The sequence below is a fragment of the Streptomyces roseofulvus genome, from assembly GCF_039534915.1.
Taxonomy (GTDB): domain Bacteria; phylum Actinomycetota; class Actinomycetes; order Streptomycetales; family Streptomycetaceae; genus Streptomyces; species Streptomyces roseofulvus.
The window spans coordinates 4,210,137-4,229,480 of record NZ_BAAAWE010000001.1 but is presented as its reverse complement, the minus strand read 5'-3'; the positions used below and the strand labels follow the sequence as shown (position 1 = coordinate 4,229,480).

Sequence of the window (19,344 nt, the reverse complement as noted above, 5' to 3'; positions counted from 1 at the left end):
CCTCGCCGGGGCGGGCCGCCGGTGTCCACAGCCACCGGCCGAAGGGATCCAAGACTTTACGAAGCGGCGCCCCGGGTCAGAACAGCCCCTCCTGGCCGCCGGTCGCGGGCGCGCCGCCGACGGGCACGCTCCAGGCGTCGTCCGGCCCGCACCGCTCCAGCCCCCAGCCGCCGAGCAGCCGCCCGTCGAGCACGAGGTGGCGTCCGCCGGGGTCGCGCAGGTGCAGGTCGGGGCCGGCGGCGGCGAGCACCCGCCCGGTGACGACCCCGCCCTCGACGAGCTCGGTGACGGTCCCGTCGAGCGGCGGCAGCGCGCCCAGGCCGAAGAGCTCCCCGTGGTCGTACGCGGTGCAGGGCAGCGCCTCCAGGGTGTCGCCCCAGCCGCCGACGCCGAGGGCCCGCCCGTACAGCTCCTCGATCTCCGCGGCCCGGGCCCCGGCGTCCGGCAGCCCGACCCGCAGCGCCCGCTTCCGCTCGTACGACACCCGGTCGGGCACGCCGAGCGCCTGCCGCAGCACCTCCTCGGTACGCCGGGCGGCCATCAGCGGCCCGCGCCCGAGCCAGCAGAAGGCGACGGCGCCCTGCTCCCGCAGCCGCGCGTCCCCCCGGTGCTCCCCGGTGATGCCGACCTTGACCGTGCCGGCCCCGAACCAGGCGAGGTAGACCCGGTAGGGCCGGGGGTCGTCGGCGAAGGTGTCGGCGGCGACGGAGTGGGCCCGGTCGAGGCGCGCGCAGTCGGGGCAGAGTCCGCCGGTCGACCGGGCCGGCACCGCGGCGCCGACGGGGCAGGCGTTGCTCCGCGCCCCGGCGCAGGCCCGGCCCCCGACGGCCCGGAAGGCGAGCGGCAGCCCGTAACCGACCGGGCTCACCCGCCCGCCCCACCAGCGCAGCCCGGCCGAGCCCCCGCTCCACCCGACGCCACCACTCCGCCACACGGCCGGACCGCCTCCCACGTCCTTGTCCTTCCCCCATCCTCCCCCTCAGGGCAGCACGTAGATCCGGGTCCCGTCCGGCCGGGGGTCCCCGACCTCGCGCATGCAGCCCCGCTCAATGAGCAGCCGGACGCAGTCGCGGACGCGCTCGCCGGAGAGCCCGGTGCGCCGGGTGACGTCCTGCGGGCGGCAGCGGACGCCGCCGCGGACGAGGGCGGGGGCGAGGAAGCTGGCGACGGCCCGCATGTCGCCGCTGATCTCCCAGGACTCGACGAGTTCCTGCGCGCTGAGCCGGGGCCGGTCCTCGCCGCCGCGCTGGCGGGGGACGGCGAACGTGCGCTCAAGGGAGTCGGCGACCCTTGAGAGGCTGAGCCGGGTCTCCCGCAGCAGTTCCGCGTACCCGGCGTGCCCCGTGAGGCCCACGGCGGTCTCGTCGAAGCGGCTCTCCAGCCGGACGAGGACGTCGACGAGTTCGGGCGGCAGCACGAACCCGCCGTGCGCCGGCGCCGGTTCGAGCCCGTAGCCGCCGTGCCGCTGCACCTCGGCCACCAGCTCCCCGACCCAGGCCCGGAAGGGCTGGGCCTCGGGCGAGCGGCAGGCGGTGACGAGCTGCACGAGTCCGGCGAGGCTGACCATCCGCGCGGTGCCGCGGATGCCGCTGCGGACGAGTATGTCCCGGCTGGGCGCCAGCTCCCGGGCGGGCGCCAGGCACCAGGCGGGCAGGGCCACGCTCCGCAGCGCCTCGCGCGGCCCCGGGTACCCGAGCCGCCGGGCCACGTCCACGACGGGGAACCAGTGCGCCCCGTCGATCGCCGTCAGCCGCCTCAACCGGCCCCCGGCGGCGGCCCGTACGAAGTCATCGATGTCGATCGCGTCCAACGATCATCACCTCCACCCGCACGTTAGGCCGAAGGCATATTCAACTGACATGCAAATCAGATGGGTTCACCCAAAAGGGGAAGGCCCCGGGCAAACCCGGGGCCTTCGTAGTAATCTCCGCGCCCGCCGTCGGACGGGCCGTCGGCGTGCGTCAGCGGGCGACGAACTGCGTGAGGATCGCCTGCACCTCGTAGATGTCCACACCCTTGGTGAACGTCTTGGTGACCGGCAGGGCCTGGCCCGAGATCCAGATCTTCAGCTCGGCGTCGAGGTCGAAGGTGCCGGCCGTCTCGACGGCGAAGTGCGTGATGCTCCGGTACGGGATCGAGTGGTACTCGACCTTCTTGCCGGTGATGCCCTGCTTGTCGACGAGCACGAGCCGCCGGTCGGTGAAGAAGATGACGTCGCGGATCAGCAGGTACGCGGCGTGCACCTGCTCCCCCTGGCCGAGCAGCCGCGCGTAGTCCTGCTGCGCCTGCGCCGGATCGATGGCGTGCGCGTTCCCGAAGAGCGCCATGGCCCCCACCCCCACTTTTCAGTCAAAAAATAAGATCAACCGAACCTAACCCCACGCCCCCCGCTCCTGGCAACGCCCTTCCGCCCCGACAAACGCAAGAGGCCCGGACTCTCGTCCGGGCCTCTTCGCTGTGCACTCGGCAGGATTCGAACCTGCAACCTTCTGATCCGTAGTCAGATGCTCTATCCGTTAAGCTACGAGTGCTTGTTCTTTTGTTCTTGTCTCCGTTTCCCGGCCCTTTCGGCCCGCTGTCCCGGCGACAGGAAGAACATTACATGACTGCCGCCGTCCTGTGAAATCCGATTGACCCACCCCCTCTGACCTGCGGAAACACGCTCGGGAGGAGCGGCGGCCGGTCGGGTGGACCGTGGCGTTCCGGGGGTGGGAACGGGGCTGAAGGGGCCGAAAGAGACCGGGGTCACACGCGGGCGGGCCTGAGGGGCGCACGGATCGGGGCGCGGGGCAAGAGGCGGTGCGCGAGCACGTCGCGGAAGGGCGGCGCCGGGGCCGGGAACGGCGGAAGCCCCGGCCGTGGGGCCGGGGCTTCCTGAGCGCGGAGGCGGAGGGATTTGAACCCTCGATGGACGATAAAGCCCAAACCGCATTAGCAGTGCGGCGCCATAGACCGGACTAGGCGACGCCTCCTCGCTCCCCGCGCATGCGCGGGGTGCGTGCAGATGATGACACAGGCGAGCCTCGTGTCACCAATCGCTTTCACCGTACTAGGCGGGCGGGGCCCAGGGCAAAGCCCTCGGCGCGTCCGCGCACCGCGCACGCCCCCCGCCGGGCGTCCCGCCTGCCGGCACCACCGACCGGCACCGCCGTGCGCACCCGCCCGGCGCACCCCGGTTGCGCAACGCCCGGCGGGCCGGAGCGTTGAAGAGGGCGGGGGCGCGCCGACCCGGCCCACGCCCCGACCCCTGTCCGATCACCGCCCGCCCCGCCCCCTCCTTCCCCGGAGTCGCTCGATGCTGCTGCGCCGTCTCGTTCTCGCCACCGCCCTCGCCACCGGCCTCGCCGGCGCCTCCGTGGGCGCCTCCTCCGCCGTGCCGCTGCCGGAGCTGCCGCCGCTGCCGCTGCTCTCGCCGCCGGACTCGCTGACGGTGACCGTCTCCGGGAGCGGCATCCCGGAGGCCGACGGCAGCTGGAAGCTCACCTGCGACGGGCGGGTGGGCGGCGACCATCCGGCGGCCGAGCGGGCCTGCGAGCGCCTGGAGGGCTTCGCGCGCGCCGGGGAGAACCCCTTCGCGCCGGTCCCGGCGGACCGAATGTGCACCCAGTTGTACGGCGGACCGGTCACCGCACAGGTGATTGGCACCTGGCAGGGGCGCCGGATCGACGCCCGTTTCTCCCGGTCGAACGGCTGCGAGATCGACCGCTGGGAGAACGCGGAACCCCTCCTTCCGAGCGTCCGGGCCTGACGGACGGGGGCGCCGTTAGACTCCCTCAGTGACAGGGCCGCCGCCCGCGGGGCAAGATGGGGCCGGCCCGCCGTCACGGCACATGCCGGGCGGCGCACACCGCGGGCACGGCTCGCGGGCAATTGCAGGGCGTCAGGGAGGAAGCGTCGTCGTGAGCAGCAGGCCATCCCGAGGCGCTGCTCGCCTCGCAGCCATACTCGACGCCCTCCCCGACGGTCTCGTGCTCGTCAACTGCAACGGCACGGTCGTCAACGCCAACACCATCGCCCTCGGCATGTTCGAGACCCCCGGCACCGCGCTCGTCGGGCGCGGGCTGCTCGACCTGCTGCCGGAGTTCGACTCCCGGCTGATCCCCGGCTCGATGCGCCGCCCCGACCCGGCCGACGAGCGGGGCCGCACCAAGCCGATGCGGATGGTCGCCCGCCGTACCGACGGCAGCGAGTTCCCCGTCGAGGTGACCAGCGCCAGCCTGGAGGACGGGCGCGAGGCGTACGACTCGTACAGCGGCTACACCGGCGACGAGCTGCTGATGCTGGTCGTCCGCGACCTCACCGGCACCCTCGACACCGAGGCCGAGCTGGCCCGCTCGCAGCGGCAGACCGAGATGATCCTGCGGGCCGCCGCCGAGGGCGTCGTCGGTACGGACACCGACGGCCGGGTCGTGCTCGTGAACCCCGCCTTCGCGCAGATCCTCGGCTACCGGGCCGGCGAGCTGGGCGGCGCCGAGCTGCACCCGCTGATCCTTCCCAAGCGCGCCGACGGCACCCCGTTCCCGTACGAGGAGTCCCCGCTCGCCGACACCCTCAAGTCCGGCCGCAAGCACCGGGTGCGCGGCCAGGTGCTGTGGTCGAAGAGCGGCGAGCGCGTGCCCGTCGACCTGACGACGGCGCCGGTGCGCGACGGCGACCAGCTGGTCGGCGCCGTGATGACCTTCACCGACCGCAGGCCGTACGAGGAGCTGGTCGAGAAGCACGCCGTGGAGCTGGCCGACCGGGCCGAGCGGCACGCGGCCGAGCGCGAGGCGCAGGCGGAGAAGTACGCGGCCCTCGCCTCCCGGCACGCCCAGCTGACCGCCGTCCTCGCCGAGTCGCTGCGCGGCCCCCTGGAGGAGCTGCGCGCCGAGCTGGGTTCGCTCGCCGCCGACGACGGCGTGCAGCTGTGGCCCGAGGCCAACCAGGTCCTGCACCACCTGGTCGCCGGGTACGCCCGGATGACCGCGCTCGTCGACAACGTCCTCGGCTACCAGCGCCTGGACGCCGGCGAGGAGGAGCTGGACCGGAAGGTCGCGCTGCTCGACGGGATCGTGACCAGCGGCATCGACGCGGCCGTGGAGCTGATCGGCCCGGGCCGCGCGCAGTTCGCCGTGCACGCGCCGCCGATCGAGGCCGAGGTCGACGCAGGCCGGCTGAGGACCGCGCTCGCCCATCTCGTCGCGGACGTGGCCGGCGTGGACGCCACCGGCAAGACCCGCGCCTCGGCGCAGGGCGCCCCGGCCGACTCGACGATCGTGGTGGCCGCGGCGCAGCGCGGCGAGGTCGTCCGCATCGAGGTCCGCGGCCCGTACGCGGGCGGCGACCCGGTCCACGGGCCCATCGTGCGCGGGATCGTGGCGGCGCACGGCGGTGTCGTGCAGACCCACGAGGTGCCGGGGACGAGCGGCGGCGCGTACGTCCTGGAGGTGCCGATCGGCGCGGGCCGGGGAACCGTTCCCGCCGCCGAGCCCAGGCCCGCGCGGGAGCGGTCCGGCTCCGGCGCGAAGGAGCTGGAGTCCCCGAAGGCGGTCGCGGAGGCCGCGGAGCGGGGCGGGGTGGCCCCGGAGCAGGACGGGGTACCCGCGCTGCCCGCGCAGGCGTCCGGTCCGGCGGACGGCGGGACCTCGGGCGGTTCCGGCCGGCGCCGGGCCCGGCGCGCTTCCACCGACGCCTTCCTGGAGAGCGCGACGGCCCCGGAGGGCGGTGCCGGGGCGGTGGCCCTGCCGGCCACCGGTGGCGGGCGCCGCCGCGCCCGTACGGAGGAGGCCGCCGGCCCCGCCGAGCTCATCCCCGCCCAGCAGTCCACCGGCGTCGAGCCGACCGGCCGTCGCCGGGGCCGCCCGGCCGAGGGCTCCGTGGTGACCGCCGCGGAAGGCGCCCAGGAGCGGGCCGCGCTCGGGGCCGCCGTGCCGCCGCAGGGCGTCGCCGTCGAGCAGGCCTCTCCTGCCCCCGCTCCGGCCCCCGCCCTGCCGGCCGCGCCGCAGGGCACGGTCGCCCTGCACGGCGAGCCGACCGGGGGCGACCGGCCGACCGGGCGCCGCCGGCGTGCGCTGGCCGCCGCTCAGGAGCGCGCCGCCGCGGCCGAGGCGGGCCCGCGGACCCCGTTCGCGCTGCCGCCGGCCGACGCCGACCGCGAGGACGGCCCGGAGGCCGTCGCCGAGGAGCACGTCCACGGGCACGCGGCGGTACGGGACGTGCCCGCCGGCTCCGACCACACGCCGCCGCAGCCGCACCCCCTTCCGGGCGCGCCGGTCGCGGCCGCCGGTCTCGCGCCGGCCGCCGCCCCCGTGGCCGTACCGCCGACGCCGCCGATGCCCCCGGCGCCGCCCGCCGCGACGGCGACGGCGACGGCGACGCCTGCGAACGGCACCGGCACCGGCTCCGTACCGCTGCCCCCCGAGCTGCCGATGCCGACCCCGGCGCCCGCTCCGGCACCCGCACCCGCGCCGGCTCCGGCTCCGGCTCCGGTGGCGTCTCCCGTTCCGGTACCGGCTCCGGCTCCGGTGCCGAAGGACTCCACGCAGGGGCGGGCGTTCAGCGTGCGCACGCTCGGGCAGGGCGTGCCCTTCGCGCCGCCGGCGCAGGCCGGGACGCCCGTCGCCGCGCCCTCGGGCGGTTCGGGCCGGCGCCGCAAGCTCGCGACCCCGCCGGAGATCGACCCGCCGGCCCCGGCACCGGCCGCCGTCCCCGCCCCGCCCGTACCGGCGTCCGTGTCCGGGCCGATGCCCCTGCCCGTGCCCGCCGCGGCCCCCGCCGTCCCGCCCGCCGCCGAGTCCGAGGGACGCGGGCGCGCGTACGCGATAGGGGCGCCCGCCGAGGGTTCCGCCGAGGGGCCCGAGCCGCTCGACGGACCCGGGGGCGCGGTCGAGGTCGTCAACCGGCCCACCCCGCTCCCCGTCGACGACGAACTCCCCCCGGAGCCGCTCGACAACCCGCGCCGGCTGCTCGTCTGGCCCGCGCCGGACGTCACCACCCAGCAGGCGCTGAGCGACCGCGGCTACCGTCCGGTGATCGTGCACTCCCGCGAGGAGGTCGACGCGCAGATCGCCGCCTTCCCGGCCGCGCTCTTCGTCGACCCGCTGACCGGGCCCATCACCCGGACCGCGCTCCAGTCGCTGCGCCAGGCGGCCGTCGCCGCCGAGGTGCCGGTGCTGCTCGCGGCCGGACTCGGGCAGGCGGGCCGGGAGGAGGCGTACGGCGCCGATCCCGCCGTCCTGCTCAAGGCGCTCGCGCCGCGCGACAGCGAGCAGCACCCCTCGCGGGTGCTGGTCATCGAGGAGAACGAGCACATCGCCGACGCGCTCGCCGCCACCCTGGAGCGGCGCGGGATGCAGGTGGTGCGGGCGGCCACGGACACCGAGGCGGTGGCGCTGGCCGGCGAGACCCGGCCGAACCTGGTGGTCATGGACCTCATGCAGGTGCGCCGCCGGCGGGCCGGGATCATCGACTGGCTGCGGGCGAACGGGCAGCTCAACCGCACCCCGCTGGTCGTCTACACCTCGACCGGCCTCGACCGGGAGAGGCTGCCGGAGCTGTCCTCCGGCGAGACGGTCCTCTTCCTGGCCGAGCGCTCCAACAGCGCCGAGGTGCAGGCCCGGATCGTCGACCTGCTGGCGAAGATCGGCACCAACTGACCGGAGGGGGAGGGCCGCCGTGGCCCTCCCCCTCCGCTCGTCGCCCTCAGAGCCGGGTGACGTCCAGCTCGCCCTCCGCGTACTGCTTGCGGATGACCTTCTTGTCGAACTTGCCGACGCTGGTCTTCGGGACCGCCGGCACGATCGCCCAGCGCTCCGGCAGCTGCCACTTGGCGATGCCGCCCTCGGTGGCGAGGAAGTCCCGCAGGGTCGTGTAGTCGGCGGTCTCGCCCTCCTTGAGGACGACGGTGGCGAGCGGGCGCTCGCCCCACTTCTCGTCCGGGACGGCGACGACGGCGGCCTCGGCGACGGCCGGGTGGGCCATGATCGCGTTCTCCAGCTCGACGCTGGAGATCCACTCGCCGCCGGACTTGATGACGTCCTTGGCCCGGTCGGTGAGGGTGAGGAAGCCGTCGGGGCTGATCACGCCGACGTCGCCGGTCTTCAGCCAGCCGTCCTCGCTGAACTTGTCCTCGGGCCGGATCGGTTCGGCACCGATGCCGCCGAAGTACGCGCCCGCGATCCAGGTGCCGCGCACCTCCAGCTCGCCGGCGGACTCGCCGTCCCACGGCAGGTGCTCACCGGAGGGCCCGACGAGCCGGGCCTCGACGCCGGCCGGGAAGCGGCCCTGCGTGACGCGGTACGGCCACTCCTCCTCGGCCGTCAGCCCGGCCGGCGGGTGCGCCATCGTGCCGAGCGGGGAGGTCTCCGTCATGCCCCAGGCGTGGCACAGGCGGACGCCGAGCCGGTCGTACGCCTCCATGAGGGAGGGCGGGCAGGCGGCGCCGCCGATGGTGACCTGCCGCATGGAGGAGAGGTCGCGCGGGCGGGCGGTCACCTCGGCGAGCAGGCCCTGCCAGATGGTGGGGACGGCGGCGGCGTGGCTCGGCTTCTCGCTCTCGATCATCTCGGCGAGCGGGGCCGGCTGGAGGAAGCGGTCCGGCATGAGCATGTTGATGCCGGTCATGAAGGTGGCGTGCGGCAGGCCCCAGGCGTTGACGTGGAACTGCGGGACGACGACCAGGGTCGTGTCGCTGTCGGTGAGGCCCATCGACTCGGCCATGTTCACCTGCATGGAGTGCAGGTAGATGGAGCGGTGGGAGTAGACGACGCCCTTCGGGTCGCCGGTGGTGCCGGAGGTGTAGCACATGGCGGCGGCCGCGCGCTCGTCCAGCTCGGGCCAGTCGTACGTGGTCGGGCGGCCGGCGATCAGCTCCTCGTACTCGTGGACGCGCGGGGCGGCGCCCTCCAGGAGCGAGCGGTCGCCGGGGCCGGCGACGACGACGTGCTCGACGGTCGGCAGGTGCGGCAGGAGCGGCGCGAGCAGGGGGAGCAGCGAGCCGTTGACGAGGACGACCCGGTCGGCGGCGTGGTTGACGATGAAGATCAGCTGCTCGGGGGGAAGCCGCAGGTTGAGGGTGTGCAGGACGGCGCCCATGGAGGGCAGCGCGAAGTACGCCTCGACGTGCTCGGCGTTGTTCCACATCAGCGTCGCCGTCGGCTCGCCCGGCTGGACTCCGAGCTCGTCGCGGAGCGCGTGGGCGAGCTGGGCGGCGCGGTCGCCGATCTCGGCGTAGGTGCGGCGCTGCGGCTCCGGCTCACCCGTCCAGGTCGTGACGGTGGACCCGCCGTGGACCCGCCGGCCGTGCTCGAGGATGCGGCTGATGGTGAGCTGTACGTCCTGCATGGTGCTGTACACGGGGCGTCCTCCCGGTGGGCGCTACGTGGCAGTAAGGATGTGCAGATTCTGCGCACGTACCGCGCGGTATGTCACTACCCGGGAGTACCGAAATTGCCAGTGATCACTGGCGGATGTCAATGAACGGCCGGTCCGACGGCCGACGGCGAGGCGAACGGCTTGCCGCCGCGGCCGGGTCGCGCGGTCGGGCCCGCGCCCGGGCCTGCGGCCGGGTCCTGCGGTCGGTCTCGTGGTCAGGCCCGCGACCAGGTCCTGCGGTCGGTCCCTGGGTCAGGCCCGCGACCAGGCCCTGCGGTCGGTCCCGAGGTCAGGCCCGCGACCAGGCCCGCAGTCGGGCCGCTGACAGTCCGCGGCCAGGGCCGGCTGTCGGTCCGCGGTCAGGCCCGCGGTCGGGCCCGCGTCCGCCTCGCGGTCAGGCGTGGACGCCCGCGGTGAGTTCCGGGTCCTCGCGGAGCCGGCCGAGGGCGCGGGAGACCGCGCTCTTCACCGTGCCCACGGAGACGCCGAGCAGCTCGGCCGTCTGCGCCTCGCTGAGGTCCTCGTAGTACCGCAGGACGACCATCTGCCGCTGCCGCTCGGGGAGCTTCATCACGGCGCGCCACATGGCGTCGTGCAGCACCTGGCGCTCGGCCGGGTCCGGCTCGGGCAGCCCGGCGGGCTCGGGCAGCTCGTCGCAGGCGAACTCCTCGACCTTGCGCTTGCGCCACTGCGAGGTGCGGGTGTTCACCAGCGCCCGGCGCACGTAGCCGTCGAGGGCCCGGTGGTCCTCGATCCGCTCCCAGGCCACGAAGGTCTTGGTGAGGGCGGTCTGGAGCAGGTCCTCGGCGTCGCTCGGGTTCGCGGTGAGCGAGCGGGCGGTCCGCAGGAGCAGCGGCCCGCGCGCCCTGACGAACGAGGAGAACGAGGGGTACGCGAACGGGCGCGGGCCCGTGCGCGGCGAGGTGCGCGGGGCCGTGCGCTCGACGGACCGGGTGGCGGCCGTGGAGGCGCCGGCGCAGACGGGGCCAGTGGGTGGCGGAGTCATGGCTCCACGCTAGGAGCGGAGGGGTGCCGCAGGGATCGGCCCCAGGTCCCGAACCGGGCTCCCTCTCAGGTCGGAGTCGTCGGGGTGCCCTCACCTCCTCTGGGTGGAGCCGCCGTCACCCCCGGGTCAGGGTCGCCCCGAGGAACCACTCCCTCCGCATCCCGTCCCGCCGCCGGGTGGCGGGGGCCTGTCACGCGTCCGCGCCCAGGACCAGGCCCGAGGTCGGTACGCCCGTGCCGGCCGTGACCAGCACCCGGGCCGCGCCGGGTATCTGGTTCACCGAGCTGCCCCGCACCTGCCGCACCGCCTCCGCGATGCCGTTCATGCCGTGGAGGTACGCCTCGCCGAGCTGCCCGCCGTGGGTGTTGAGCGGCAGCGCGTCCGCCGCGACGAAGTCGCCGCCCTCGCCCGGCGCGCAGAAACCGAACTCCTCCAGCTGCATGAGCACGAACGGCGTGAAGTGGTCGTAGAGGATGCCCACGTCGATGTCGGACGGCCGCAGTCCCGAGGTCTGCCACAGCTGCCGGGCCACCACCCCCATCTCGGGCAGACCGGTCAGCCCGTCCCGGTAGAAGCTGGTCATGGCCTCCTGCCGGCGGCCCGCGCCCTGGGCGGCGGCGAGGACGACGGCGGGCGCGTGCCGCAGGTCGCGGGCGCGCTCGGGGGTGGTGACGACGATCGCCTGGCCGCCGTCGGTCTCCTGGCAGCAGTCGAGGAGGCGGAGCGGTTCCGCGATCCAGCGGGAGGCCGCGTGGTCGGCGAGGGTGATCGGCTTGCCGTGGAAGTAGGCGGCGGGGTTGTTCGCCGCGTGGCGGCGGTCGGTGACGGCGACGTGTCCGAAGACCTCGGGGGTGAGCCCGTAGGCGTACAGATAGCGCTGGGCGGCCATCGCGACCCAGGAGGCGGGGGTCAGCAGCCCGAACGGCAGCTGCCAGCCGAGCGCCGCCCCCTCGGCGGACGGCTCGCGCTGCTGCACCCCGGAGCCGAAGCGTCGCCCGGAGCGCTCGTTGAAGGCCCGGTAGCAGACGACGACCTCGGCGACGCCGACGGCGACGGCGAGCGCGGCCTGCTGGACGGTGGCGCAGGCGGCGCCGCCGCCGTAGTGGACCCGGGAGAAGAAGGAGAGCTCGCCGATGCCGGCCGCCTGGGCGACGGTGATCTCGGGGTTGGTGTCCATGGTGAAGGTGACGAGCCCGTCCACGTCCCCGGGGGTGAGCCCGGCGTCGTCGAGGGCGGCCCGCACCGCCTCGACGGCGAGGGAGAGTTCGCTGCGGCCGGAGTCCTTGGAGAACTCGGTCGCGCCGATGCCGGCGACGGCGGCCCGGCCGCCGAGGCCGTCGGGGTGGCGCAGGCTCATCGGGGCACCTCCACGGTGACCGTGCCGGTGACGTGGTGGCCGAGGCCGTTGGCCCCGGCGATCCGGACGAGCGCGGTGGCGGTGCCGTCGGAGCCGTCCGTCACCTCGGCGACGGTGCCGGTCAACACCATCGTGTCGCCCGGGTAGTTGGGGGCGCCGAGCCGGATGGCGACCTTGCGGAGCACCGCGTGCGGGCCGAAGTGGTCGGTGACGTACCGGCCGACCAGGCCGTTGGTCGTGAGGATGTTCATGAAGACGTCCGGGGAGCCCTTGGCGCGGGCGGCCTCGGCGTCGTGGTGCACGTCCTGGTAGTCGCGGGAGGCGACGGCCCCGGCGACGACCAGGGTGCGGGTCACCGGGATCTCCAGCGGCGGCAGCGTGTCTCCGGCCCTCATGCCGTCTCCCCCTTCGCGAGCAGGTCGCCGAGTTCGGCGAGGAGTTCGGTGCCGGCGCCCAGATAGGCGTCGAGCTGCCGCCCCCACAGGAAGTGCCGGTGGACGGGGTGGTCGAGGTCGGCACCCATGCCGCCGTGCAGGTGCTGGCCGCTGTGCACGACCCGCTTCCCCGCCTCGGACGCCCACCAGGCGGCCGTCAGGGCCGCCCCGGCGCAGTCGAGTCCCGCGTCGGACCGCCAGGCCGCCTCGTAGGCGGTGACCCGGATGGCCTCGGTGTCCATGTGGGCGTCGGCGGCCCGCAGTTGCACCGCCTGCCGGGTGGCCAGCGGCCGCCCGAACTGCTGGCGTACGGAGGTGTACGCGACGGCCCGGGCCAGCGACCCGGCGCAGACGCCCGCCTGGAGCCCCGCGAAGGCGGTCCGGGCGGCGGCGAGCACGTCCTCGTACGCACCCACCCCGCTCCCGTCCCGGTACGCGCTCTCCCCGGCCGCGTCCCCGAGCCGCTCGGCCGGCGTCCCGTCGAGCACCAGCCGCCCCGCCGACCAGGGCGCGGTCAGCTCGACGGCCTCGACGACGGCGTCCTCGGCCCGCACCAGCCACAGGGCCCGGTCCGCGTCCGGTACGAGGACGTGGGCGGCGTCCCGCAGCCAGGGCACCCAGGTGACCGTCCCGGTGAGCCGCCCGTCCCGCGCCGTGACCGCGCCGGTCGCCGGGAAGGCCCCGGTGGCGACGGCCGTCCCGTCGCGCAGCCCCGGCAGGAGGCGGGCGCGCTGCTCGTCGGTGCCGTGCCGGGCGACGGCGAGGATCCCGTACACCCCGGTCGCGGCGAGCGGCACCTGGGCCGTCACCCGGCCTTGCTCCTCCAGGAGGAGGACGAGGCCGAGCAGGCCGATCTCCTCGACGGCGGCGGGCAGTCCGGCGGCGCACAGCGCCTTCCACAGCTCGGCGTCGGTGCCGCCGCCCGTGGCGGCGAGCCGCTCGTGCGTGGAGAGGTCGCCGAGGATCCGGGCGGCCAGCTCCCGCGCGGCCTCCTGCTCCTCGGTGGGCGTGAAGTCCATGTCAGCGCTCCCCTCCCGCGGTCTCCGGCCCGTCCACGGCGCGGAAGACGGGCAGCTCCTGCTCCTCGTCGACCCGCTGGAACTCCAGCCGGACCGGCATCCCGATCCGGACCTTGTCGTACGGCACCCCCACCACGTTGCCGATCATCCGGACCCCCTCGGCGAGTTCGATCAGGCCCACCGCGTACGGCGGGTCGAAGGCGGGGAACGGCGGGTGGTGCATGACCACGTACGAGAAGACCGTGCCCTCCCCGGTCGCCTCGACGGTCTCCCACCCGGGCGACCCGCATCCGTTGCACCCCGGCAGCCAGGGGAAGCGCAGCGTCCCGCAGGCGGTGCACCGCTGGATCAGCAGCCGGTGGGCGGCGACGCCCTCCCAGAACCCGGCGTTGTCCCGGTTGATCACCGGGCGGGGCCGCCGGGGCCGCTCCGGCGGCGGCGCCGGGCGGGCGGCGGGGGCGTACTTGAGGATCCGGAAGCGGTGGGTGCCGGCGAGCTCGCCGCCGGCCCGCACGTCCATCCGCGTGGTCACGAAGTGCCCGGTGCCCAGCTTGGTGGTCTTGCGCGGCGAGACGGACTCGACGACGGCGTCGAAGGTGATCTCGTCGCCGGGCCTGAGCGGGCGCAGGTACTCCTGCTCGCAGTCGGTGGCGACCACCGAGGTGTACCCGGCGCCGTCGAGGAGGCCGAGCAGCTCCCCGTACGCCTCCGATCGGTCCTCGTGCCCGGAGAGCCCGCCCATCGTCCACGCCTGGAGCATGGTGGGCGGCGCGACCGCCTCCGGTCCCCGGTACGCCGGGTGCGCGTCCCCCATGGCCTCGCACCAGTGCCGGATCATCGGCAGGTTCACCGGGTCCTTGCCGCGCCCGCCGGTGGCCGCCGGGCGCCCCTCGTACGTCTTCAGCCGCTCGTACAGCCGGTCCTGTCCCTCCCCGCTCATCGCCGTCCCCTTCCCCTCATGCCGAGCCGTGCCCGCGCGACGATCTCCCGCTGCACCTCGCTCACCCCTCCCCCGAAGGTGTTGATCTGGGCGGCGCGGTTCATGCGCTCCAGCTCGCCGCCGTCCCGCTCCCCCGGCGACCCCGCTCGGACCGTCCCCGCGTCACCCGTGATCTCCTGACATATCCGATACACCTCCACCGCCGATTCGGTTCCCGCGAACTTCACGCCGCTCGCGTCCCCGGGGGCCAGCCGGCCGGCCCCCACGTCCCCCACCAGACGCCAGTTGAGCAGGCGTGTCGCCGCCAGCCGGGCATGCGCCTCGGCCGCCCGGATCCGCACCCACGGCTCGTCAATCCGGCGCCGCCCGGTCACCGGATCGGGCGTACGGGCGCGGTCGAGGGCGGCGGCGAAGAAGTCCTCGGCCTGCATGCCGATCGCGGCCAGCGCGACCCGCTCGTGGTTGAGCTGGTCGGTGATGAGCCCCCAGCCGCCGTTCTCCTCGCCGACGAGGTTCCCGGCCGGGACCCTGATCCCGTCGTAGTAGGTCGCGGTGGTGGTGAGGCCGCCGACGGTCTCGATGGGGGTCCAGGAGAAGCCGGGGGCCTCGGTGGGGACGAGGAGGATGGAGATGCCCCGGTGCGGGGGCGCCTCGGGGTCGGTGCGGCAGGCGAGCCAGATCCAGTCGGCGTTCTGCGCGTTGGAGGTGAAGATCTTCTGCCCGTCGACGACCCAGGAGTCGCCGTCGCGCACCGCCCGGGTCCGGAGCGACGCCAGGTCCGTCCCGGCCTCCGGCTCGCTGTAGCCGATCGCGAAGACGCACTCGCCGCGCAGGATCCGGGGCAGGAAGGCGGCCTTCTGCTCCTCGGTGCCGTGCCGCATGAGGGTGGGGCCGACGGTGTTGAGGGTGACCATCGAGACGGGCGCACCGGCCCGGTACGCCTCGTCGAAGAAGACGAACTGCTCGTCGGGGCCGCGCCCCTGGCCGCCGTACTCCTCCGGCCAGCCGAGGCCCAGGAGTCCGTCGGCGCCGATCCGCCGCAGCAGCCGGCGCTGCGCGGCGCCGTCGCCCGCCGACGGCGGACCGTCGGGCATCGTCTCGCGGAAGTACGCGCGGAGTTCGGCGCGCAGCCGGAGCTGCCGCTCGGTCGGGGCGAGGTGCACGGCGCGGCCTCCCGGGGTGACGGCGAAGGTTTCTGACTGTCCGTCAGATATAGTCGCCGTGTCAAGGACACGGCGGTCCCCGCCCGGGAAACGCCGAGGCGGCCCGCGCGGCCGGTACCGAAGTACCGCCGCACGGGCCGCCGTTCACACCGCGGTCACGCCCCCTCGGGCCGGCCCCGTGGGGTCGTCACCACCACGGGAGGAAGTTGACCGTGTTGTTCGCCTGCGAGATGTGGGTGAACGCGGAGCCGTTCACGCTCGCCGTGTTGTTCTGGTTGGAGGCACCGGAGCCGGTCGCCACCTGCTGCGTGGTGGTCGAGTTGCCGTTGTTGTCGCCGCCCACGCCGCTGCCGATGATGGTGGCGACGCTGGTGTTCGATCCGTCGTCCGCGAAGCCGCCGTTGTCGGCCTGCGCCACTCCGCCGAAGAGGGCGGCGGCGAGCGGCAGGGCGGCGACGGCGGCGACGATGCGGGCGGTACGGATGCTTGCCATGTCTGTTCCTCCGGGAACTGAAGCCAGTCTGCTGTGCACGGAATGATCGATCTCTGAAGGAAGGCCGTGAACTCCGGCCCTGACCAGGGAGGTTGGCCGACCGCCCCGGTCGTTTTCTGCTCGACGTCGCGAATCCAGAGTTGCCCACCGAATCCCCGGCGAACCACCCCGGAGCGGCTGATTCCCCCGCAAGCGTGAGGACAAGCCGATAAACCCTTCGTAGCCGAGAAACCCCCAGCTCACGGTGGACGGCGTCCGTGAAACCGCCCCGGATGCGTGATGCCGCAAGGGAGGAAGCGTTCCGCCAGAACCCCCGACAAACCGGACGGGAGGTGGCACCACCCGGTCACTCGTCCTCGAACGAGGACACGAAGGAGCGAAGGAATGATCGAACCGAGACGTCAGAGCCCAGGGCAGAGCGCTCCGGCGACCCCGTCCCGGTGCGGACGCGCCCTATGCGTCGTCGGCGGCGACCGCCGCCTCGAATGCGGCGTACGCGGTCGCGTCGAAGAGCACGAACCGCACCTCCTCGACCTCCGTCCCCGCCGCCTCGGCCGCCCGGACCGCCGCGACCGCGATCCGCGCGCCGTCGTCGATCGGCCACCCGTAGACGCCCGTGGAGATGGCGGGAAAGGCGACCGTACGGTCCCCCAGCCCGTCGGCCACCGCGAGGGACTCCCGGTAGCAGGAGGCCAGCAGGTCGGAGCGGTTCTCGTCGGCCGACCAGACCGGGCCCACCGTGTGGATCACGTGCCGCGCCGGCAGCCGCCCGGCCGTGGTCGCGACCGCCCGCCCGGTCGGCAGGCCCTTGCCGTAGTGCGAGCGGCGGAGGTCCTGGCAGGCGGCGAGGATCTCCGGGCCGCCCTTCCGGTGGATGGCCCCGTCGACCCCACCGCCGCCGAGCAGCGAGGAGTTCGCCGCGTTGACCACCGCGTCCGCCGCCTCGGCGGTGATGTCACCCCGGACGAGCACGATCCTGACCACGACACCCTCCTCCGCACCCGGTTCCGGCCCATCATCCCGCCACGCGGCTCCGGAGTCGCGCGCAATACGCGCCCTACGCGCGCGCCTACGCGCCCGGCGGCTCCTCGGCCGCCACGACCACCTGATAGGCGTCCTCGTACAGGATCCGGCCGGGATCCGACGACTCCAGCCGCCGGCACTCGACGCCGTGCGCGGCCAGCAGCTCCAGATACCCGTCCACGCGCGCGATGAGCTCCCGCGCCGACGCCTTGAACCAGGCCACGGCGCCGGGATGCACGGCCGGGTCGTAGACGGAGGGGTCGACCCGGGAGGGATTCGGGTAGTGGGCGTCGTACCAGTCGTTCGCGGCCCGCCAGAACCGGTACTGCTCCTCGCTCAGCCTGCCCTGGGCCGCGAGTTCGTTGGTGAGGACGAAGACCCCGGGGAAGTGCCCCCGCGGGTGCCTGACCACGCCCTGGAACCTGACGAACGCCCCGCGCTCCCCGGCCACACACCCTCCCCGCCGCTCGCCACCGCCCCGGAACGGACCGAGAGCCCCCGCCCGGTCTCACCGGACGAAGGCTCTCGCACACCGCGGTGGGTGTGGGATTTGAACCCACGGAGACATCGCTGCCTCGACGGTTTTCAAGACCGTTCCCTTAGGCCGCTCGGGCAACCCACCCACGCCCCGCCTCACCTGCTGCGGAGCGGCTACAGCCTACCGGCTGGGCGCCTCCCGCAGGGAAGTTTGCCCCCGGGCGGTCGGAGCCGGACACGGAGGCCGCTCCCGAGAGTCTGACAGGGAGGGCGCCAAGAGGTCCCTCTCGGGGTGCCGCTGCCGCAAGGTCCGTGCTGGAAAAGGGCGTTGTCGCCATGGATTCCCTCGGCGGCGGGTCCGGCGGGCTGCGTCGGCAGTTCGGCCACACCCATGCGGCAACGCCGGACGACGTGCTGAGCGTGTCGTTCGCGTTCATGAAGAAGCGGCTTCGTTAGCCGCGGGGGAGAGGGGCTGCCGACCAGATCGGCAGCCCCTCTCCCCCGCGGTCCCGCGCGCGCGTGCGTCAGCTGTCGCCGGTGCGCTCGCCGAGGACGACCGTGGTCTTCGCCTCCTTGCCGTCGCGCTCGTAGGTGATCTCCACCGAGTCGCCCGGCTTGTGGGTCCAGATCTCGCTGATGAGGGACGGGCCGCTGTCGATCGGGTGGTCCCCGAAGCCCGTGATCACGTCACCGGCCCGCAGCCCCGCCTTGGCCGCGGGGCCGTCCGGCGTCACCGACGCCGTGCCGCCCGCGCCCTGCTGGGCGATGGTCGCGCCCTCGCCCTTCTCGTTCATGTTCACGGTCGCGCCGATCACCGGGTAGACCGGCTTGCCGGTCTTGATCAGCTGCTCGGCCACGGCCTTCGCCTGGTTGACCGGGATCGCGAAGCCGAGGCCGATCGAGCCCGCCTGCGACTGGCCGAAGCCGCCGCCGGTGGACTGGATCGCCGAGTTGATGCCGATCACCGCGCCGCTCGCGTCCAGCAGCGGACCGCCCGAGTTGCCCGGGTTGATCGACGCGTCCGTCTGCAGGGCGCTCATGTACGAGTTGCTGCCGCCGCCGTCGCCCGAGGCCACCGGGCGGTTCTTGGCGCTGATGATGCCGGTCGTCACCGTGTTGGAGAGGCCGAAGGGCGCTCCGATCGCGATCGTCGAGTCGCCGACCGCCACCTTGTCGGAGTCGCCGAGCGGCAGCGGCTTCAGCCCCTTCGGTGCCTCCTTCAGCTTGAGCACCGCCACGTCGTAGCCCTCGGCCCGGCCGACGACCTCGGCGTCGTACGTCCTGCCGTCCGAGAAGGTCGCGGAGAGCGTGCCGCCCTCCGCCGCCGACGCCACCACGTGGTTGTTGGTGACGATGTGGCCCTCCTGGTCGTAGACGAACCCGGTGCCGGTGCCGCCGTCGCCCTGCGCGTCGCCCGACTTCGCCTGGATGGTGACCACGCTGGGCAGCGCCTTCGCGGCGACCGCGGCGACCGTGCCCGGCTCCCTCTTGAAGGACGCCGGGGCCTCGCCCGAGGAGACCGTCGTCGACGCCGGTCCGTCGTCCTCGCGCTGGGCGGCCCAGTAGCCGATGCCCCCGCCGATGCCGCCCGCCACGAGCGCCGCCACCAGGACGGCGGCGACGAGACCGCCGGAGCGCTTGCGCGGGGCGGGGTCCACGGGAGCGGCCGGGACGGGCTCGCCCCAGGCCGGGACGGCCGGCGGGGCCGGCGGCCAGCCACCGCCGCCTGCGGCCGCCACCGCGGGCTCGGGCGCCGGGGCCGCGGCGGCCGGCGTCGGGGGGACGGGCGGCAGCGGCGGCTGGACCTGGGTCGGTGCCTCCGGTGCGGGCGCCACCGGCGGCTGCGGAGCCGGCGCGGCCGGCTGCGCGGCGGGCGGCGCGGCGGGGGCGGGAGGCGTGGCGGGGGCGGACGGGGCAGTCGGGTCCGCCGGAACCTCGGTGCCCTCGTTCTCGGTGCTCACAGCTCGCTCTCCTCGTTCACGGCGCGGGGACGGTGACAGTCGCTCCAGGGTGCTGGACCCAGCTTTTCCCACATGGCGTCAGGCCAGGGTAAGGCGGAGCTGTGCGTCCGCACCTCTTTC

17 protein-coding genes and 3 tRNA genes are annotated in these 19,344 nt (G+C 74.6%); 3 read left to right on the top strand and 17 right to left on the bottom strand.

What is annotated here, in order from left to right; translation table 11 throughout:
* Positions 1-76: 76 nt before the first annotated feature.
* From ABFY03_RS19430 to ABFY03_RS19410, 5 genes are all read right to left on the bottom strand, one after another.
* Entirely contained in the window at positions 77-952 is an 876-nt protein-coding gene (locus tag ABFY03_RS19430; protein ID WP_319011623.1) for a DUF2797 domain-containing protein, read from the bottom strand.
* A 27-nt stretch (positions 953-979) separates the two neighbouring features.
* Positions 980-1,810, bottom strand: coding sequence for a BRO-N domain-containing protein (locus ABFY03_RS19425; RefSeq protein ID WP_319011622.1), 831 nt, complete (start codon positions 1,808-1,810; stop codon positions 980-982).
* 151 nt (positions 1,811-1,961) lie between these two features.
* On the bottom strand, positions 1,962-2,327 hold the full coding sequence (locus tag ABFY03_RS19420; RefSeq protein ID WP_031003283.1) for a PH domain-containing protein: 366 nt from the start codon (positions 2,325-2,327) through the stop codon (positions 1,962-1,964).
* 131 nt (positions 2,328-2,458) lie between these two features.
* Positions 2,459-2,531: transfer RNA gene (locus ABFY03_RS19415), tRNA-Arg, on the bottom strand.
* 350 nt (positions 2,532-2,881) lie between these two features.
* A tRNA-Ser gene (locus ABFY03_RS19410) sits at positions 2,882-2,972 on the bottom strand.
* 323 nt (positions 2,973-3,295) lie between these two features.
* Between ABFY03_RS19410 and ABFY03_RS19405 the strand changes: the two genes are divergently transcribed.
* A complete protein-coding gene (locus ABFY03_RS19405) occupies positions 3,296-3,748 on the top strand; it encodes an SSI family serine proteinase inhibitor (protein WP_386723633.1) in 453 nt (150 codons plus the stop codon).
* A 151-nt stretch (positions 3,749-3,899) separates the two neighbouring features.
* On the top strand, positions 3,900-7,634 hold the full coding sequence (locus ABFY03_RS19400) for a hybrid sensor histidine kinase/response regulator (protein ID WP_346170461.1): 3,735 nt from the start codon (positions 3,900-3,902) through the stop codon (positions 7,632-7,634).
* A gap of 46 nt (positions 7,635-7,680) precedes the next feature.
* On the opposite strand, the gene ABFY03_RS19395 is transcribed toward ABFY03_RS19400, so the two are convergent.
* The 11 genes from ABFY03_RS19395 to ABFY03_RS19345 all read right to left on the bottom strand — a co-directional run bounded on the left by ABFY03_RS19395 (position 7,681) and on the right by ABFY03_RS19345 (position 17,408).
* The gene (locus tag ABFY03_RS19395; RefSeq protein ID WP_346170460.1) at positions 7,681-9,333 is read right to left on the bottom strand and encodes a long-chain fatty acid--CoA ligase; all 1,653 of its coding nucleotides are present in this window, start codon (positions 9,331-9,333) and stop codon (positions 7,681-7,683) included.
* A gap of 412 nt (positions 9,334-9,745) precedes the next feature.
* The gene (locus ABFY03_RS19390; protein WP_346170459.1) at positions 9,746-10,357 is read right to left on the bottom strand and encodes a SigE family RNA polymerase sigma factor; all 612 of its coding nucleotides are present in this window, start codon (positions 10,355-10,357) and stop codon (positions 9,746-9,748) included.
* Positions 10,358-10,547: 190 nt separating this feature from the next.
* Positions 10,548-11,714: a lipid-transfer protein gene (locus ABFY03_RS19385; RefSeq protein WP_346170458.1), complete on the bottom strand. Its 1,167-nt coding sequence runs from the start codon at positions 11,712-11,714 to the stop codon at positions 10,548-10,550.
* Positions 11,711-12,109 (bottom strand): MaoC family dehydratase, encoded by a 399-nt coding sequence (locus ABFY03_RS19380; RefSeq protein WP_319011617.1) that lies wholly within the window; start codon positions 12,107-12,109, stop codon positions 11,711-11,713. The genes ABFY03_RS19385 and ABFY03_RS19380 overlap by 4 nt, the downstream gene beginning before the upstream one ends.
* Entirely contained in the window at positions 12,106-13,167 is a 1,062-nt protein-coding gene (locus ABFY03_RS19375; RefSeq protein WP_319011616.1) for an acyl-CoA dehydrogenase family protein, read from the bottom strand. The genes ABFY03_RS19380 and ABFY03_RS19375 overlap by 4 nt, the downstream gene beginning before the upstream one ends.
* Position 13,168: 1 nt before the next feature.
* Positions 13,169-14,107, bottom strand: a complete 939-nt coding sequence (locus ABFY03_RS19370) for a bifunctional MaoC family dehydratase N-terminal/OB-fold nucleic acid binding domain-containing protein (RefSeq protein WP_319011615.1) — start codon at positions 14,105-14,107, stop codon at positions 13,169-13,171.
* Positions 14,104-15,270, bottom strand: coding sequence for an acyl-CoA dehydrogenase family protein (locus tag ABFY03_RS19365; protein ID WP_346170457.1), 1,167 nt, complete (start codon positions 15,268-15,270; stop codon positions 14,104-14,106). The genes ABFY03_RS19370 and ABFY03_RS19365 overlap by 4 nt, the downstream gene beginning before the upstream one ends.
* Before the next feature lie 187 nt (positions 15,271-15,457).
* Positions 15,458-15,763: a hypothetical protein gene (locus tag ABFY03_RS19360; RefSeq protein WP_031003269.1), complete on the bottom strand. Its 306-nt coding sequence runs from the start codon at positions 15,761-15,763 to the stop codon at positions 15,458-15,460.
* 453 nt (positions 15,764-16,216) lie between these two features.
* On the bottom strand, positions 16,217-16,747 hold the full coding sequence (locus ABFY03_RS19355) for an O-acetyl-ADP-ribose deacetylase (RefSeq protein WP_346170456.1): 531 nt from the start codon (positions 16,745-16,747) through the stop codon (positions 16,217-16,219).
* Positions 16,748-16,832: 85 nt separating this feature from the next.
* Positions 16,833-17,198 carry a hypothetical protein gene (locus ABFY03_RS19350; protein WP_346170455.1) on the bottom strand — a complete coding sequence of 122 codons (366 nt, stop codon included), beginning with the start codon at positions 17,196-17,198 and terminating at the stop codon, positions 16,833-16,835.
* 123 nt (positions 17,199-17,321) lie between these two features.
* Positions 17,322-17,408, bottom strand: a tRNA-Ser gene (locus tag ABFY03_RS19345).
* Positions 17,409-17,575: 167 nt separating this feature from the next.
* Between ABFY03_RS19345 and ABFY03_RS19340 the strand changes: the two genes are divergently transcribed.
* A complete protein-coding gene (locus ABFY03_RS19340) occupies positions 17,576-17,719 on the top strand; it encodes a hypothetical protein (RefSeq protein WP_319011606.1) in 144 nt (47 codons plus the stop codon).
* A 68-nt stretch (positions 17,720-17,787) separates the two neighbouring features.
* On the opposite strand, the gene ABFY03_RS19335 is transcribed toward ABFY03_RS19340, so the two are convergent.
* Positions 17,788-19,224 carry a S1C family serine protease gene (locus tag ABFY03_RS19335; protein ID WP_319011605.1) on the bottom strand — a complete coding sequence of 479 codons (1,437 nt, stop codon included), beginning with the start codon at positions 19,222-19,224 and terminating at the stop codon, positions 17,788-17,790.
* Positions 19,225-19,344 lie beyond the last annotated feature (120 nt).